A 16,419-nucleotide genomic window follows, 5' to 3' on the forward strand; every position below is an offset into this window, starting at 1 on the left:
CTAGTCGTTGTTGTTATGTCCGGCAAGCCGGATACAAAAAGCGCAACTTTTATATCACATACATTATTTTGTATACAATATGTTTTATCTTGGTTAATGAAAGAGTGAGCAGAGTTGGACGCTGGTCAATTTTTCGCAACTGGAGCTGGGGTAAATTGGGCTGACCTTACAAGAACTTAAGGAAAAATAATGAACTATAAAGAATGGCCTCTGGCGAAACAGATAGGGGTTCTTGCGACTGCGCTGACATTTTTGGTGTTCAGTTTGATGGGTTTTATCGCCTATCAAAGCGCCTCCAGTGCGCTGCAAACCAAGGGCATGACCGCCATGTCGGCCAAGTCTGATGCGGTCACCGATATGCTGGCATTGCAGTATCAGAGTCTCGCTGCCCTTGCCCGCCGTAACGCAGACGTACTGCGGGAAATGTATCCGGGCAACTTCCATAAACCGGGCCGCAGCGTCAAAGTGCTGGGCAAGGACACCCCGGTGCTGATGCACGAAAAAGAGCAAATCAATGCCACCAAGAGTAAGGTTGACCGCTACGCCAATCTCACCGGCGGCACTGCCACCGTGTTTGTGCGCGATGGCGACGACTTCCTTCGGATCTCCACCTCATTGAAAAAAGCCGATGGCAGCCGGGCTCTGGGCACCTATCTTGGCAAAAGCCACCCCGCCTATCAGGCGCTGATGTCCGGCGGCAGCTACGAAGGCTATGCCAACCTGTTTGGCCGCGACTACATGACCATCTACCGTGCGCTGCGCGATACCAATGGCGACGTGGTGGCGGTGCTCTATATCGGCTTTGATATCACCGACTCCCTCAAGGAACTGCGTGCCGCCGTTGCCCGCCTCAAGGTGGAAACCACCGGCCACTTTATGCTGGTAAACCGCAAAGATGAGCTGATTTTTGCCAGCGGCGCCGAGGTCGGCAGCCCCCTGAGCAGTGCCCTGCTCGATGGCCTGTCACCAGCTGAGCTGCCCACTTCATCAGATGGCCTGGCTTTCACCGACGATCAGGGCAAGTCGCGCTACCTCATCCTTAGGGAAGTGCCCGGCTGGCAGTGGCGTCTGCTGGCCACAGTGCCCACTGCTGAGCTGCATGAAGAGAGCATCAGCCTTTTGAAAATCAATGCCCTACTCTCAACTGTCGGCATTCTGGTGATTACCCTGTGTCTGTCCTGGGTGCTGGTGCGGGCATTGCGGCCCCTGACCGAGCTTAAACAGCAACTCGAAGGGCTTGGCCGGGGTGAGCTGGATCAGCGCTGGCAAACCAGTGCCGAGCACACCCAAAACGAGGTGCAGCATATCCGCAACAGTGTTGCCACCATGGCGGCAAACCTGAAAGCGCTGATTGAATCCCTTAAGTCATCGGTGTTGACCCTGGGTACCATGGCCGAGGAGTCGCGCCATATCGCCCATCAAAATGGCGAAGAAGCCGCCGCTCTGATGCTGCAGACCGACCAGATAGCCACCGCCATCGAGGAAATGTCCACCTCTATTCGCGACGTTGCCGAGCACGCCAGCGAAGGCGCCAATCAGAGCCAGCGCGTGGATGAGGCGGCACGGGATGGCCAGCGGATGCTCAATGGCATGGTGGCCGATTTAGGCACCCTCAGCGAGCGGCTGGCAAGCAGCCACGTAGCCGTGGAAGAAGTGGCGCGGGAAAGTGAAGCCATCAGCAAGGTCACCGAGGTGATAAACAACATTGCCGAGCAGACCAATCTGCTGGCGCTGAACGCCGCCATCGAAGCGGCCCGTGCCGGTGAACAGGGCCGGGGCTTTGCCGTGGTCGCCGATGAGGTGCGTACGCTGGCAAGCCGCACCCAGGCTTCCATTGCCGAAATCGGCCAGACCATCAGTAATCTGCAACACAAGGTGCGCGCCACCGCGAGCCAAATGGATGAAGCCCATCAGCTGGGGCAATCCTGTGCCAGCCAGGGCACCACCACAGGCCAGGAACTCGAGGGCATCACCCGCCGCATCGGCGATATGGCTACAGTGTCGGCCAGCATCGCCAGCGCCACCCATCAGCAAAGCACTGTGGCCGAGGACATCACCCACAACCTGCACCTGATAAGCGACCTTGCCCGGGAAGGTGAAACCCGTGCCAGCGAAACCGTGATGAGTGCCGACAAGCTGGGCAGTCTGGCGCTGGAGCTGAAAAAGCAGGTCGAGGTATTCAGAACCTAAGGGAAAGCCAACCAAAAGGCCGCCGGTGGGCGGCCTTTTCTTTCCCCAAAGAGCCCAGGGCCCCATCAGACCACCAACGAGTGGCTATCATGGATTGTGCTCAGCATCATGGGCTAAGGCCGCGTCCCACAGCAGTGCCAGCTCCCCTCTTCTCTCCCGCTTTACCTGCTGCCAGTGACACCCCTGCTGCGCCCCTTCCAGGGCATAAAGCAGGTTCAGGCTCACAGGCATACCGGCGCGCCTAAGACGCAGCATCACTTGGATACTGCCGATGGCAGCTACTTGCTCAAGCTCTGTAATACCAATCTGTGCCAGCCAGAGGGCGGACTTTGGGCCAAGGTTTGCGGCATCTTTTATGGCGGTCATAGCGAAAATACCGATGGGAACTGAAACCACAGGATAACCCCTGGCCAGAAAAAACAAACCCCGCACAGGGCGGGGTTTGTAAGATGACAGGCGCTTATTCGTCGTCTGACTTGCGGTCCATATTTTCGGTGTTTTCAAGCCACAGGGCATTGATAATCCCGAAGGAGCAGGCCAAGAGTACGCCCAGAATCCAGGTGAAATACCACATAGCGACTCCTTATCAGTACAGTGAATGCTTGTTGTTGTCGATGAACTGACGGCTCAGACGACCATACATCTTGTAGTAAGTCCAGATAGTGTACGAGAGCACAATCGGTACAAAGATGATGGCAGCCCAGGTCATCACGGTCAGGGTCATTTCACTGGCAGTGGCATCCCACATGGTCAGGCTCACGTTCGGCTCCAGCGATGATGGCATCACGAACGGGAACATGGCTGCGCCGCAGGTCAGGATAACACCGGCAACGGCCAGCGAGCTGAACAGGAACGCAAAACCACTGCGGTTCATGCGGCTGAACAGGATAACCAGCAGAGGCATCGCCAGACCCAGCACAGGGAAAGCTATGGTGATGGGGTAAGTCTGGTAGTTCGACATCCAGGCGCCGGTCACCAGCTCAACGGTTTTACCCACTGGGTTGGAGGCCGCATGGGTATCAAGCCCTGAGGTGATCACGTAACCGTCGATACCGTTGGCAACCCAGAAACCGGCGGCGGCGAACAGCACTACCAGCAGCAGCGCGAACAGCTGAGCGGCATTGGTGGCACGTACACGCAGCTCTCCTTCGGTCTTCATTTGCAGCCAGGTTGCGCCCTGCATCATAAACATGCTTACGCTGATAAGGCCGGCCAGCAGACCGAATGGATTGAGCAGGCCAAACAGACCACCGTGGTACTTGGCACGCAGGAACTCGTCAAAGTTGAACGGTACGCCCTGCAGCAGGTTACCGAAGGCCACGCCGATGATCAGCGGCGGCACAAAGGAGCCCACAAACAGCGCCCAGTCCCAGGATTTACGCCATTGTGGCGCTTCAATCTTGGAGCGATAGTCAAAGCCCACTGGACGCAGGAACAGCGCCAGCAGCACTATCACCATGGCTACATAGAAGCCCGAGAAAGACACGGCATACACCATAGGCCAGGCGGCAAACAGCGCGCCACCGGCGGTGATAAGCCACACCTGGTTGCCGTCCCAGTGCGGGGCAACGGTGTTAATCATCACCCGGCGATCGGTATCATCTTTGCCGATAATCGGCAGCAAGGCACCTACACCCATGTCAAAACCGTCGGTCACGGCGAAGCCGATAAAGAGAACGCCGACCAGGGCCCACCAGATAAAACGCAAGATTTCGTAATCAAACATAGTCGACTCCTTCCCTTAGGCTTCCTGTTTCTCGAAGTGGTAGCGGCCGGTCTTCAGGCTGCTTGGGCCAAGACGGGCATACTTGAACATCAGGAAGAGCTCAATCACCAGCAGCACTGAGTAGAACAGAGTAATGGAGATAATACTGAACCAGAGGTCACTGACCGTCAGACTGGAAGCCGACATGTAGGTTGGCAGCACTTCAGAGATGGTCCATGGCTGGCGACCATACTCGGCCACAAACCAACCACACTCAATGGCAATCCACGGCAACGGCAGACTGTAGAGCGCGGCCTTGAGAACCCACTTCTTCTCTTCAATCTTGTGACGGGTGCTTTGCCAGAAGGCAGCAGCGAACACAAACAGCATGATAACGCCCAGACCCACCATCACGCGGAACGACCAGAACAGCGGCGCCACATTCGGGATAGAATCCTTGGCAGCGGCCTTGATTTGCTCTTCAGTCGCATCCACCACCTTGTCGGTGTAGGGCTTAAGCAGCAGACCATAACCCAGGTCAACCTTGGCTTCTTCAAATGCAGCCTTGAGTGCTGGGTCCTTGTTACCGGCACGCAGCTCTTCGAGCATGGCGTAGGCCTTCATACCGTTACGAATGCGCACCTCGTGCTCATCCACCAGATCGCGAAGACCAGTAACTTCTTCATCGATAGAGCGGGTGGCGATAATGCCCATCACATAAGGAATTTTGATGGCGCCATCGGTGTGCATGGTTTCCTGATTCGGGAAGCCAACCACGGTAAAGGAAGCTGGAGCCGGCTCTGTGTGCCACTCGGCCTCAACGGCAGCCAGTTTCACACGCTGCACTTCACCTACCTTGTAGCCTGACTCGTCACCGAGCACGATAACCGACAGGATAGACGCCATACCAAAGCTTGCGGCAATCGCAAAGGAGCGACGGGCAAATGGCAGGTCACGCTTCTTCAGGATGTAGTAAGCACTGATAGCCAGTACAAACATGGCACCGGCCACATAGCCAGAAGCCACTGTGTGTACAAACTTCACCTGGGCAACCGGGTTAAAGACCACTTCGGCAAAGCTGGTCATTTCCATGCGCATGGTTTCGTAGTTGAACACAGAGCCCACAGGGTTTTGCATCCAGCCATTGGCCACCAAAATCCACAGTGCAGACATATTGGTACCCAGTGCCATCAACCAGGTCACTGCCAGGTGCTGACGCTTGGAGAATCTGTCCCAACCGAAGAAGAACATACCCACGAAGGTGGATTCGAGGAAGAAGGCCATCAAGCCTTCAATGGCGAGCGGCGCACCAAAAATGTCGCCTACATAGTGAGAATAGTAAGACCAGTTGGTACCAAACTGGAATTCCATGGCCAGACCCGTGGTCACGCCAAGGGCAAAGTTAATCCCGAACAGCTTACCCCAGAACTTGGTCATGTCCTTATAGATCTGCTTGTTGGTCATCACGTAAAGCGATTCCATGATAGCCAGCAGGAAGGCCATGCCCAGGGTTAAGGGAACAAACAGGAAGTGATACATGGCCGTTAGTGCAAACTGCAGGCGCGATAGCTCAACAACCTCTTCAACAATCATCAGTGACTCCTTACTTGGTGCGTCCTGCCACCTTCATCCGATCCCCATCGACGAGGGAGGCAACCTTTGTAGGATAGTTAAAATTTAGTTTTTTTCGCCTTTGCACGGTTTGTTAAAACCAAGGCGCTTTTTTGACGTTCAGGCACATCGCCCCTGCCCTTGCTTGCTGCAACCCCGGAATTGTCGATCCGGATCACGCTTTCACAGCAGTTTGTGACGGCCACCCTGCGCCAGCGGGTGTCAAACCCCCTAAAATTTTTTGCAATCAGCTAATTACACTGACAATCAACAGGAATTTGGCAGGAAATTTATACCACCTGGAATTGATACAAATCAATCAAACTCGCCGCTTTCAACCGGAATTGCCAAGTAGCACACACTTTGGCTCGCGCCGTGATTGACACCCCAACCGCCATGGAATAGGCAAGCCTTCAACCAGGGTAAAAACAGCTATTTTCAGGCCGTAAATTACAAATAAAGCAACAAAGCCATAAAAACACAAACAGACAACTTTCACAGATAAACTGACATTAGACAAAATCACAGCGAGATAATTATTTACTTTTTAATATCATACAATTAAGATGAGCCTACAAACATTATCCATAATGATAGATAAGTTTTTCTAATCGAAATGACAAATTTAACTCGTTTGAGAAGCTGAATTGAACTGGCTACTATATGCCCAAGTTAAGGAGACGGCCCCCACCAGACGTGCGGCGGGGCTCACTCCGCACCCTTGAACCTGACTGTGGAGATGTCCCATGAAAAACTTTTTTGACCGTGTCATCAAGGCCTACAAGCGCGTGTTTGTTGAACTCTACACCGCCAAGCCACTGTAATTGACGCTGTAAGCAATTCCCTTGAAGTGATTGATGTTTTGTTAGCGCAAAACGGCCCCAGACCGACAGGTCCGGGGCATTTTTTTATCTGTCGTACGGTTATACCCATTTGGAGGCAGTTATTCCGCCAAAGGGCCGAAAGCCAAACTCGGGGTAATTGCAGCTGGATACAACTGAATTAACGTCAATATTTCATTGTGTTACATCAATAAAAAAAGGAGCGATTCTCATCGCTCCTTTTTTGTACTCAGGTTTACAACCTGACTATCACTGCCGCTTAACCCAGTTTCACCCGGGCGTTACGGAACATGCGCATCCATGGGCTGTCCTCGCCCCAGTTGTCTGGGTGCCAGGAGTTGGCCACTGTGCGGAATACCCGCTCTGGGTGCGGCATCATGATGGTGACGCGACCATCCAGGGTGGTGATACCGGTCAGGCCGTTTGGCGAACCGTTGGGGTTCTGCGGGTACTGGGTGGCGATTTCGCCATGACCATTCACATAACGCAGCGCCACAGTGCCTGTGGCTTCGGCTCGGGCCAGTGCCTCGGCGTTGGCGAACTCGGCAAAACCTTCACCGTGAGACACGGCGATTGGCATGCGTGAGCCTTCCATGCCAGAGAAGAACAGCGAGGGGCTCGACTGCACTTCCACCAGGCTGAAGCGGGCTTCAAAGCGCTCGGAGCGGTTACGCACGAAACGTGGCCAGTGCTCGGCACCCGGGATGATGTCTTTAAGGTTAGACATCATCTGACAGCCGTTACACACCCCGAGGGCAAAGCTGCTGTCGCGCTCGAAGAAGCGGCTGAACTCGTCGCGGGCACGCTGGTTAAAGAGGATGGATTTGGCCCAGCCTTCACCTGCGCCCAGCACGTCACCGTAAGAGAAACCACCACAGGCCACCAGGCCCTGGAACTCTTCGAGGCTGATGCGGCCAGAGAGGATGTCGGACATGTGCACGTCGCGGCTCTCAAAACCGGCTCTATCAAACGCAGCTGCCATCTCCACGTGGGAGTTAACGCCCTGCTCGCGCAGAATAGCCATCTTGGGCGCGGCGCCCTTGAGGATATAAGGCGCTGCCACGTCGTCACTTGGGTCGAAGCCCAGCTTCACGGTCAGACCCGGCTCGTCAGCTTTCTGCTTCAGTTCAAACTCCTGGCGGGCACACTCAGGGTTATCACGCAGCGCCTGCATACGGTAGGTGGTTTCGGACCACAGAGTGCGCAGGGCTACGCGGCTGTCTGCAAACACCAGACGCTCGCCATCGTGGATGCGTACCTGACCATCGCTGTTCAGCTTGGCAACGGCGTGTACGGCAAGACCGGCAGCTTCGAAGGCGCTGCGTACAGCTGCTTCATCGCCGGCACTTACCTGAATCACACCACCGAGCTCTTCGTTGAAGAGGCGCTCAAGGTCTGAGCCTGCGATGCCAGCCAGGTTGATGTCCAGACCCGTATTACCGGCAAAGGCCATTTCCACCAGAGTAGTGAAAAGACCACCGTCACTCTTGTCGTGGTATGCCATCACCTGCTTGGCAGCAACCAGCTTCTGCATGGTCTCGAAGAAACCGCGCAGACTGGCGGCGTTATCCAGGTCCGGCGCAACGTCACCCAGCTCACCAAACACCTGTGCCAGGCACGAACCACCGAGGCGGTTCTGACCATTGGCAAGGTCGATAAAGAGGATACTGGTGTCACCCTTGTCGGAGCGCAGCTCTGGGGTCACAGTGTTACGCACATCATTCACCGCACCGAAGGCGGAAATGATAAGACTCATAGGCGCGGTCACGGCTTTCTTCTCGCCGTTCACTTCCCAGGCGGTCTTCATGGACATAGAGTCCTTGCCCACAGGGATGGTGAGTTCAAGCTCAGGACACAGCTCTTCGCCCACGGCTTTCACCGCTTCGTAGAGACCTGCGTCTTCACCCGGGTGACCGGCAGCGGCCATCCAGTTGGCAGAGAGTTTGATGCGCTTGAACGAGCCAATGTCGGCACCGGCGATGTTCATGATGGACTCGGCCACTGCCATACGGGCAGAAGCGCCAAAGTCCAGCAGAGCCAGCGGGGTGCGCTCACCCATTGACATGGCTTCACCGGCGTAGGTGTCGAAGGTGGCGGCGGTTACGGCGCAGTCAGCCACAGGCACCTGCCATGGGCCAACCAGCTGGTCGCGGGCCACAAGGCCGGTCACAGTGCGGTCACCGATGGTGATAAGGAAGGTCTTGTCAGCCACGGTTGGCAGCGACAATACGCGCTTCACGGCTTCACCAACGGCAATCTTGCTCTGATCCAGCGCAGGGCTTACCGCCTTTTTGGTTTCAACCTGGCGGCTCATCTTGGGCGGTTTGCCCAGCAGCACTTCCAGTGGCAGATCGATTGGGGTGTTGTCGAAGTGTTCGTCATTGAGGCTTAAGTGCGGCTCGGCTGTGGCTTCACCCACTACGGCAAATGGCGCACGCTCACGCTCACAGATGGCGGCAAAGGTGTCGATATCTTCGGCAGCCACAGACAGCACATAGCGCTCCTGGGACTCGTTACACCAGATTTCCAGCGGGCTCATGCCGCGCTCGTCACACAGCACCTTGCGCAGCTCAAAACGGCCACCGCGGTCGCCATCGTTTACCAGCTCAGGCAGGGCGTTGGACAAACCACCGGCACCCACGTCGTGGATAAACTGGATGGGGTTCTTGTCGCCCATCTGCCAGCAGCGGTCAATCACTTCCTGACAGCGACGCTCCATCTCAGGGTTGTCGCGCTGCACCGAGGCAAAATCCAGATCTTCGCTGGACTGGCCCGAGGCCATAGAAGAAGCCGCGCCGCCGCCAAGACCAATGTTCATTGCAGGGCCACCCAGCACAACCAGCTTGGCGCCAACGGTGATTTCACCTTTCTGTACATGGTCTTCGCGGATGTTACCGATACCACCGGCCAGCATGATGGGCTTGTGGTAACCACGGACTTCCACGCCGTTGTGGCTGGCGACTTCCTGCTCGTAAGTACGGAAGTAACCGAGTAGCGCCGGACGGCCAAACTCGTTGTTAAAGGCAGCGCCACCGAGCGGGCCTTCGGTCATGATGTCCAGCGCCGTCACTATGCGGTCTGGCTTACCATAGTTGCCTTCCCAAGGCTGAACAAAGCCTGGGATCTTCAGGTTGGATACGCTGAAACCGGTCAAACCTGCCTTTGGCTTGGCGCCGCGGCCGGTGGCGCCTTCGTCACGGATTTCACCGCCGGAACCCGTGGCAGCACCTGGGTACGGGCTGATGGCGGTTGGGTGGTTGTGGGTTTCCACCTTCATCAGGATATGCACAGGTTCCTGATGGTAGTTGTACACACCGTCTGCGTCCGGGAAGAAGCGGCCAGCCTCGGTACCCACCATCACGGCGGCGTTATCCTTATAGGCAGACAGCACATTGTCCGGGGTCTTTTCGAAGGTGTTTTTGATCATCTTGAACAGCGACTTGGGCTGCTCGGCGCCGTCGATGGTCCAATCGGCGTTGAAAATCTTGTGACGACAGTGCTCAGAGTTTGCCTGGGCAAACATCATCAGCTCGATATCGTTGGGGTTACGACCCAGACGGGTGAAGTTTTCGACCAGATAATCGATTTCATCTTCCGCCAGTGCCAGACCCATGTTGCGGTTGGCCAGTTCCAGCGCAGCACGGCCTTCGCCGAGGATGTTGACGCTGGTAAAAGGCTTGGGCTCGGTGTGGGTAAAAAGCACCGCCGCATCATCAAAGCTCGCCAATACCACTTCCACCATGCGGTCGTGGATCAGGGCTTTAAGCTCTTTGTGTTGGGCATCGCTCAGGGCATCCGCTTCAACATAATAAGCAACACCACGTTCCAGACGCTTGATTTTCTCAAGGCCGCAGTTGTGTGCAATGTCGGTAGCTTTGGAGGACCAGGGAGAGATGGTGCCGGGGCGGGGAGTGACAAACAGGAGGCTTCCTGTGGGGGCATGGGGCTCGATGGCGGGACCGTAGGTCAGGATTTTGGCGAGTCGCTCTTGCTCAGTTGCGTCGAGTGCCTCATTCAAATCCGCCAAATGAATAAATTCAGCATAGATTTGGCGTACAGGAAGTGCTGCATTTTCACAGGCTTCCATCAGCTTTTGCACTCTAAACGCCGAGAGTGCAGGAGCTCCACGGATGATCTCCATCACGTCAATTCACCTTACTTTTTATAATTACAGGGTCAGAGGTGGCGCTATTATAGGGAAATACGCCCCGTAAATCACCTGCCTCGCATACTCAAAACAGAGTTTCCTGTGATATAACAAGCCGAGATTGACAAGGATTAACCTGCTGTTCAGCCAAGGCTTAGAAGAATTAGGGTAGAATAGCGCCGCTTTTGGTCGCTGATGTTGCTAATAATGGGTTTAATGCGTTGATTATTATGAGAAGAGTCTGGATATTGCTCGCCGCCTTGCTGGTGCTGACTGCCTGTCAGCCGCCAGTGGTCGACGTGGCTGAAAACCAGCCTTCCACCCCATCCCCTACCCTCAGAGTCGGCACTCTCTATGGTGCTCAGGTGTATATGAGCACAGGTCAGGGTCTGTCGGGCTTTGATTATGAATTGGCGCAGCGTTTTGCCGACTACCTTGGCAAGCCGCTGGAAATGCAGCCCTATAACAGCCGCAGCGAACTCTATGATGCCCTTTCAAGGGGCGATATCGACATTATTGCCGCCGGTCTGACCGAGACCCCCAACCGCCGCAACCGCTTCCGTATGGGGCCGCCGCTGTACAGTGTGAATCAGGTGGTGGTCTATAAGCAGGGTACCCGGCCGCCGGAATCCATTGAGCAGCTCAGCGGCAGGCTCACCGTGGTGGCCGACTCCGCCTTTGTGGAAACCTTAACCCGGCTGCAGCAAACCAGCCCTAACTTAAGCTGGGAGCAAACCGGCGAGAAGGATAACGACGAGCTTATCGCCCTGATTGATGCAGGGGAGCTGCCGTTCACCCTGGCGCACTCCACAACCCTGGATATCAACCGCCGCTATATGCCTGAGCTGCGCTCCGGCCTGGTGCTGGAAGAAAAGGTGCCTGTGGTATGGCTGCTCGCCGCCAAAAACAGCGATGAACTGATGAGCCAATTACTGGCATTCTGGCACCTGGAGAAGCGCTCAGGCACCCTTGCACACCTGAATGAAAAGTATTTTGGCCACGTAAAACGCTTCGATTATGTCGATACCCGCGCCTTTATCCGCGCCATCGACGCCAAGCTGCCGCGCTACCGGCCATTGTTTGAAGAATACGCCGGCGATCTGGATTGGCGAAAGCTTGCCGCCGCCAGCTATCAGGAATCCCATTGGAACCCCAATGCACGCTCGCCTACAGGGGTGCGCGGCATGATGATGCTGACCAACGCAACCGCCAGTTCTCTTGGGGTCACCAACCGCCTCGACCCGCGTCAGAGTATCAAAGGCGGCGCCCAGTATTTGCGTGATTTGATTGGCCGCCTGCCGGACTCCATCCCTGAAAACCAGCGGATGTGGTTTGCACTGGCCGCCTATAACATTGGTCTTGGCCACCTGGAGGATGCCCGTCGTCTGGCCGAGGCTCAGGGGCTCAATCCCAGCGCCTGGCGCGATGTAAAACAAGTGCTGCCGCTGCTGCAAAAGCGCAAGTTCTACTCAAAAACCCGTTATGGCTACGCCCGTGGCAGCGAGGCGGTGCATTACGTGGACTCCATCCGCCGCTACTACGACACCCTGGTGTGGGTCGATAACCAGAATAAACCGCTGGAAGATCCCGCGCCCGATGCAGTGTTGCCGGAAGAAACCGCCTCCACTACTGTGGTCACAGAAGATACACAGGCGCCCAAATAATCTGTCATCCAAAGGCGCTAATATCGGCTGTGAGCAGGGCAAAACAGCCCCGTAACCAAAGACACGCACCAAGCTGGTTTACTGCCGATGATAAAAGCATCAGCGACGCGCAAACCATGCTTTGGCGCTCTTGCAAGGGGCTGATACCACTGCTAATGTGCTTGGAAGAAAAAGAAATTGGCCGTTAAGGACCAATGCGTTAAAAGGGGCCTTACATGAAAAGAAAAGCGAATAACAACCACACCCATGCGGCAGCTCGGCGCCGTACACTGATTAAGTTCCGTCACAGCCGCTTGCTGCGTCGACAGAAACTCTTCTTCAGCTTAATCCAACCGGAAGACTAATCCCGTCTCACCAACCTTAGGGGCGACAGTCTCTCTTTTATCGCCCGGCTCTCCCACCTTAAATCAAGACTCAGGCTGCTCCGTGCGAGTAGCCTGTTTCAGTGCTTTTTGCTCCTTACGGCGACGGCGAAAGAAGCTGCTCAGCATCCCGCTGCACTCGTCGGCCAGCACGCCAGCGGTCACGTCTATCTGATGGTTAAATGCGGGGTGTTGCACCAGATTGACCACGGTGCCTGCGGCGCCGGTTTTCTCGTCCCGGGCGCCAAACACCAGACGGCTGATGCGGCTGTGTACCATAACACCGGCACACATGGCGCAGGGCTCCAGAGTCACATATAAGGTGGTATCCAGCAGCCGGTAATTGCCAAGCGCCCTGCCCGCTTCGCGCAGGCACAGCATTTCGGCGTGGGCGCTGGGATCGTTAAGGCCAATATTGTGGTTAAAGCCCCGGGCGATAACTTCACCGTCTTTTACCAGCACCGCGCCCACAGGCACTTCACCTCGCTGCTCGGCTTCTTTGGCGGCCTCCAGGGCCATCGACATAAAAAGGATATCTTGCTCAGATTGTTGCAAGGCGAGAACTTCCACTGTGACTTCTGGCGCAAGTATAACTGCCGCTGGCACCCGCTGGCAAAATCCCCCTTGCGAACTACACTCAGGGCAAGCATCGGACAAGGTTTTCGCTATGCCGCCGAAGTCGTCTGCCACAAGCTTGTTACCCCCCGTTATTACCCTGCTGGGCATTGTGCTGGCAGGGCTGCTGCTTTACCGTGAAGAAGCACAGGACACGCCCCAGTACGCCGAATTTATTATGGAAACCATTCCGGTCATCTTCTGGCTGGTGCTGATGTTTCAAGCCAGGCTGACATCCCATCTGGGGAGGCTGTATCTGCTGCTCCTTTGTGGCACGGCGCTATCGTACCTTGGCGCCCTGCTCGACTGGCTCGATGAAGTGCTGAGCATTGCCCCCTTTCATCCGGTGGAGGATGTGATGCAGTCTGCGGGCTTATTGCTGTCGGGCTTTGGCCTGCTCAAACTACTGAAACATCAGCATCAGCAAAACCAACTGCTGCAAAAGCTTGCCGGTACCGATCCCCTAACCGGCGCCCTTAATCGCCGGGCGCTGGTGCAGCCAGCTGGCACAGGCAATTCGGTGTTTGTATTAATGGATGTGGACCACTTTAAGCAAATCAATGACACCCTGGGCCATGCCGCCGGTGACTTTGTCCTGGTGGAGCTTGCCAAACTCATCAGCAGCCAAATCCGTCAAAGCGATCAGTTTTTCCGCTGGGGCGGCGAAGAGTTTTTGCTGGAACTTAGGGACACTGAGCTTAAAGAAGCGAGCCTGCGCATCGAGGCGCTGCGCGCTTTGATTGAAGCGAGCCATTTTAATTTTGCCGGCCAGAGTATCAGGGTAACCATCAGTGCCGGTCTTTGCGCCGTCAGCCCGGTGCAGGGCGGATTGGAGAAGGCCATTAAGGCTGCCGATGAAGCCCTGTACCGCGCCAAGGAAGCGGGCCGTAATCAGGTGCTGTGCGCCTGAGCTCAAAACGGCAATACCCTCGTCAAGGCGCCCCCAGTCCTGCTGCTTTATTTCAATACAGTCGCCCATAAAAAACGCCCGGGCTTAGCGCGGGCGTTTGCACATGAGGTCAAATCGGCTGTTCGCCGGCGATGTGATCTCTTAATTATGTAATTTCTTAGTTATTTAATTTCTTAGTTATTTAATTTCTTAGCTATTTAATTTCTTTATCAACGGTATAGATATTCCACTTCATGTCGGCAGTGGTGTCGTCACCGATGATTTCAGCGATAACCCGGCGGTTTTTATCATGGGCTTCGGCGGTATGACTCGGGTCAACAGGGTTGTTGTAACCAAAGCCGATAGCCTTGAGGCGGCCGGGTTCGATGCCGTATTGCTGCACCAGCACTTCGGTGACCGCGTTGGCGCGGCGCTGGGACAGGTCCATGTTGTAGTCGTAACCACCGGTGCGGCTGCAGTGACCTTCAATGGTCACGGCGGTGTTGGGGAATTGGCGCATAAAGCCCGCCAGTTCCTCAATTTGGCCGTAGTACTGCGGCGCCAGGTAGCTTGAGTCGTTCGGGAACAGGATTTTCAGTTCGCGGCGCTCGTTGATGGCCTTGATTTGACCACAGCCGTAGTTGTCGATGGCGGCGCCATTAACGGTACCGGCGCAGCGCTCACGGGCTTCGATAACGCCGTCACGGTCCGGATCGTTCAGGTCGAACACCTGCTCGGTGCTGCCGTCCATGCTCACGGTGTCGCGCATCGAGCACGCGCCCAGGCTCAGCAGGGCCAGGATCAGTAGTGTGGTTCTCATTTTGTTACTCCCCCTTCATATTCACGCTCTCCCTGCCACACTGTCGGGCGGGTTACCTTCAGAGAATCCAGCAGACGACCGGTGGCGTTCAGCACCCGGTACTTGGCCACGATTTCGTCGTACTCGGCCTGCAGGTAGTCTTTGCGGGCTTCAAACAGTTCGTTTTCGGTATCCAGCAAGTCGAGCAGGGTGCGCTGGCCGAGGTTGAACTGTTGGGTGTAGGCCACCTGGGTTTCCTTGGCGGCTTTGACGTGATCGCGGATATAGTCTTTCTGCGGCGTCAGCATTTCATAGGCGTTCCAGGCCAGGTTCACCCCTTCCACCACTTCGCGGTAGGCGCGCTGACGGATTTCTTTGGCTTCACCGATTTTGTAGGCCGCTTCTTTTTCGCGGGCCAGATCCTTACCGCCGGCAAACAGGTTGTAACGTACCCGCACCATGGCAACCAGATCGTTGCTGTAACCGCCTACGTCGCTGCGAAACGCACCTGAGCCGGACACACCGTCTTCGCCATCGAGGTTGTTGTTCCAGTTACCGTCCAGCTCCAGGGTGACCTTGGGGTAGTAGCCGGACTGCGCCGAAGAGCGCTCGTTCTGGGCCGCTTCAATGTCGGCGGCAGCGGATTTGAGCACCGGGTGGTTGTCCTGGGCCAGCGTCATGCTGGTTGCCAAATCGGTTGGCAGCATGTCGGCATCGGGCACGGGCACAATCATGTCATCCGGGGCCTTGTCGACCACGCGGCTGAACTGGGCCTTGGCATCAAAGAAGTTGTTGCGGGCGGAGATCAGGTTGGCGTTGGCGCGGGCCAGACGACCGGTGATTTGCGACAGATCCGCAATCGAGCCCAGACCTGAGTCGGTGCGCTGCTTGATCTGATCGTAAATTTCCTTATGGGTCGCCAGGTTCTTTTCGGCCAGGTTCATCACCTGCTCGGTGCGGATGTAGTTGATGTACACCTTGGTCACATCCAGCGCCATGTCTTCGGCGGCGGCAAACAGGGCCCACTGATCGGCGCTGGCTTCAAAGCTTAAGCGGTCGACTTCGCTGGAGGTGTAGAAACCGTCAAACAGCATCTGGCGGATACTGATGCCCGCTTCGCCGCGCTCGAGTTCAAAGTCACCATTGTCGCGGCCAAAGCGGCGACGGGTCGATGGGCTGTCGGTTTGCTCCCAACCATAGCCACCGGTGAGATCTACCGTGGGCATATAGCCGGCAATCGCCTGATTGACCTGCTCTTCGCGGGCCTTGAAGCGGTTGAAAGCAGCGCGCAGTTCTGGATTACTGTCCAGGGTATGCGCCACCGCCTGTTCCAGCGTCATGGCTGACGCCGACAGAGGCAACATCATACCCCCCATGGCGGCCGCCAGTACGCCAAGGCGTAGCTGATGCAAGCGTGTTTTTAACATGGTTAAACCCTCCCGGTTTAGTCAGAGCCCTGTGTTTCCTTGAGTACAACATTCAGGGTTCTTTGAATTGGTATTCTGGTTATCAGAGTAAAGCTTTGCCTGTCGCTCACGCCTTTATGTTTGGGACGTTGCTTGAATGCCTGAAAACGGCGTGCCGGACCATGACGT

11 protein-coding genes are annotated in these 16,419 nt (G+C 55.9%); 3 read left to right on the plus strand and 8 right to left on the minus strand.

Going from position 1 to position 16,419, the window contains the following annotated elements; all coding sequences use genetic code 11:
- The first annotated feature begins 189 nt into the window (after positions 1-189).
- On the plus strand, positions 190-2,190 hold the full coding sequence (locus STH12_RS10560) for a methyl-accepting chemotaxis protein (RefSeq protein ID WP_126167514.1): 2,001 nt from the start codon (positions 190-192) through the stop codon (positions 2,188-2,190).
- An 87-nt stretch (positions 2,191-2,277) separates the two neighbouring features.
- Here the strand turns inward: STH12_RS10560 and STH12_RS10565 are convergent, their stop codons facing one another.
- From STH12_RS10565 to purL, 5 genes are all read right to left on the minus strand, one after another.
- A complete protein-coding gene (locus STH12_RS10565; RefSeq protein ID WP_164551185.1) occupies positions 2,278-2,556 on the minus strand; it encodes a TfoX/Sxy family protein in 279 nt (92 codons plus the stop codon).
- A 94-nt stretch (positions 2,557-2,650) separates the two neighbouring features.
- Positions 2,651-2,764, minus strand: a complete 114-nt coding sequence (gene cydX / locus STH12_RS10570; RefSeq protein WP_011760460.1) for a cytochrome bd-I oxidase subunit CydX — start codon at positions 2,762-2,764, stop codon at positions 2,651-2,653.
- A 12-nt stretch (positions 2,765-2,776) separates the two neighbouring features.
- Positions 2,777-3,916 (minus strand): cytochrome d ubiquinol oxidase subunit II, encoded by a 1,140-nt coding sequence (gene cydB, locus STH12_RS10575; protein WP_126167516.1) that lies wholly within the window; start codon positions 3,914-3,916, stop codon positions 2,777-2,779.
- 15 nt (positions 3,917-3,931) lie between these two features.
- Positions 3,932-5,488, minus strand: coding sequence for a cytochrome ubiquinol oxidase subunit I (locus tag STH12_RS10580; RefSeq protein ID WP_126167517.1), 1,557 nt, complete (start codon positions 5,486-5,488; stop codon positions 3,932-3,934).
- A 1,119-nt stretch (positions 5,489-6,607) separates the two neighbouring features.
- On the minus strand, positions 6,608-10,489 hold the full coding sequence (gene purL, locus STH12_RS10585) for a phosphoribosylformylglycinamidine synthase (protein ID WP_126169489.1): 3,882 nt from the start codon (positions 10,487-10,489) through the stop codon (positions 6,608-6,610).
- Between the two features lie 236 nt (positions 10,490-10,725).
- Here purL and mltF point away from each other — a divergent pair, with 236 nt between their 5' ends.
- The gene (gene mltF / locus STH12_RS10590) at positions 10,726-12,159 is read left to right on the plus strand and encodes a membrane-bound lytic murein transglycosylase MltF (protein WP_126167518.1); all 1,434 of its coding nucleotides are present in this window, start codon (positions 10,726-10,728) and stop codon (positions 12,157-12,159) included.
- A 407-nt stretch (positions 12,160-12,566) separates the two neighbouring features.
- Here the strand turns inward: mltF and tadA are convergent, their stop codons facing one another.
- Positions 12,567-13,046 (minus strand): tRNA adenosine(34) deaminase TadA, encoded by a 480-nt coding sequence (gene tadA / locus STH12_RS10595; RefSeq protein ID WP_237158862.1) that lies wholly within the window; start codon positions 13,044-13,046, stop codon positions 12,567-12,569.
- 142 nt (positions 13,047-13,188) lie between these two features.
- Between tadA and STH12_RS10600 the strand changes: the two genes are divergently transcribed.
- A complete protein-coding gene (locus STH12_RS10600) occupies positions 13,189-14,046 on the plus strand; it encodes a GGDEF domain-containing protein (protein WP_126167520.1) in 858 nt (285 codons plus the stop codon).
- Positions 14,047-14,239: 193 nt separating this feature from the next.
- Here STH12_RS10600 and STH12_RS10605 read toward each other — a convergent pair whose 3' ends face one another.
- Entirely contained in the window at positions 14,240-14,845 is a 606-nt protein-coding gene (locus STH12_RS10605) for an OmpA family protein (protein ID WP_126167521.1), read from the minus strand.
- Entirely contained in the window at positions 14,842-16,200 is a 1,359-nt protein-coding gene (locus tag STH12_RS10610) for a TolC family outer membrane protein (RefSeq protein WP_418856615.1), read from the minus strand. Before STH12_RS10610 ends, STH12_RS10605 begins: the two co-directional genes overlap by 4 nt.
- Positions 16,201-16,419: the final 219 nt, after the last annotated feature.

The organism is Shewanella khirikhana (genome assembly GCF_003957745.1).
GTDB classification, from domain to species: Bacteria; Pseudomonadota; Gammaproteobacteria; order Enterobacterales; family Shewanellaceae; genus Shewanella; species Shewanella khirikhana.

Excerpts from the sequence above, each read along its gene's own strand:
- cydB (WP_126167516.1), bottom strand. The coding sequence starts at position 3,916 with ATGTTTGATTACGAAATCTTGCGTTTTATCTGGTGGGCCCTGGTCGGC.
- purL (WP_126169489.1), bottom strand. The coding sequence starts at position 10,489 with ATGGAGATCATCCGTGGAGCTCCTGCACTCTCGGCGTTTAGAGTGCAA.
- tadA (WP_237158862.1), bottom strand. The coding sequence starts at position 13,046 with ATGTCGATGGCCCTGGAGGCCGCCAAAGAAGCCGAGCAGCGAGGTGAA.
- STH12_RS10560 (WP_126167514.1), top strand. The coding sequence starts at position 190 with ATGAACTATAAAGAATGGCCTCTGGCGAAACAGATAGGGGTTCTTGCG.
- mltF (WP_126167518.1), top strand. The coding sequence starts at position 10,726 with ATGAGAAGAGTCTGGATATTGCTCGCCGCCTTGCTGGTGCTGACTGCC.
- cydX (WP_011760460.1), bottom strand. The coding sequence starts at position 2,764 with ATGTGGTATTTCACCTGGATTCTGGGCGTACTCTTGGCCTGCTCCTTC.
- STH12_RS10565 (WP_164551185.1), bottom strand. The coding sequence starts at position 2,556 with ATGACCGCCATAAAAGATGCCGCAAACCTTGGCCCAAAGTCCGCCCTC.
- STH12_RS10605 (WP_126167521.1), bottom strand. The coding sequence starts at position 14,845 with ATGAGAACCACACTACTGATCCTGGCCCTGCTGAGCCTGGGCGCGTGC.
- STH12_RS10600 (WP_126167520.1), top strand. The coding sequence starts at position 13,189 with ATGCCGCCGAAGTCGTCTGCCACAAGCTTGTTACCCCCCGTTATTACC.
- STH12_RS10580 (WP_126167517.1), bottom strand. The coding sequence starts at position 5,488 with ATGATTGTTGAAGAGGTTGTTGAGCTATCGCGCCTGCAGTTTGCACTA.
- STH12_RS10610 (WP_418856615.1), bottom strand. The coding sequence starts at position 16,200 with ATGGGGGGTATGATGTTGCCTCTGTCGGCGTCAGCCATGACGCTGGAA.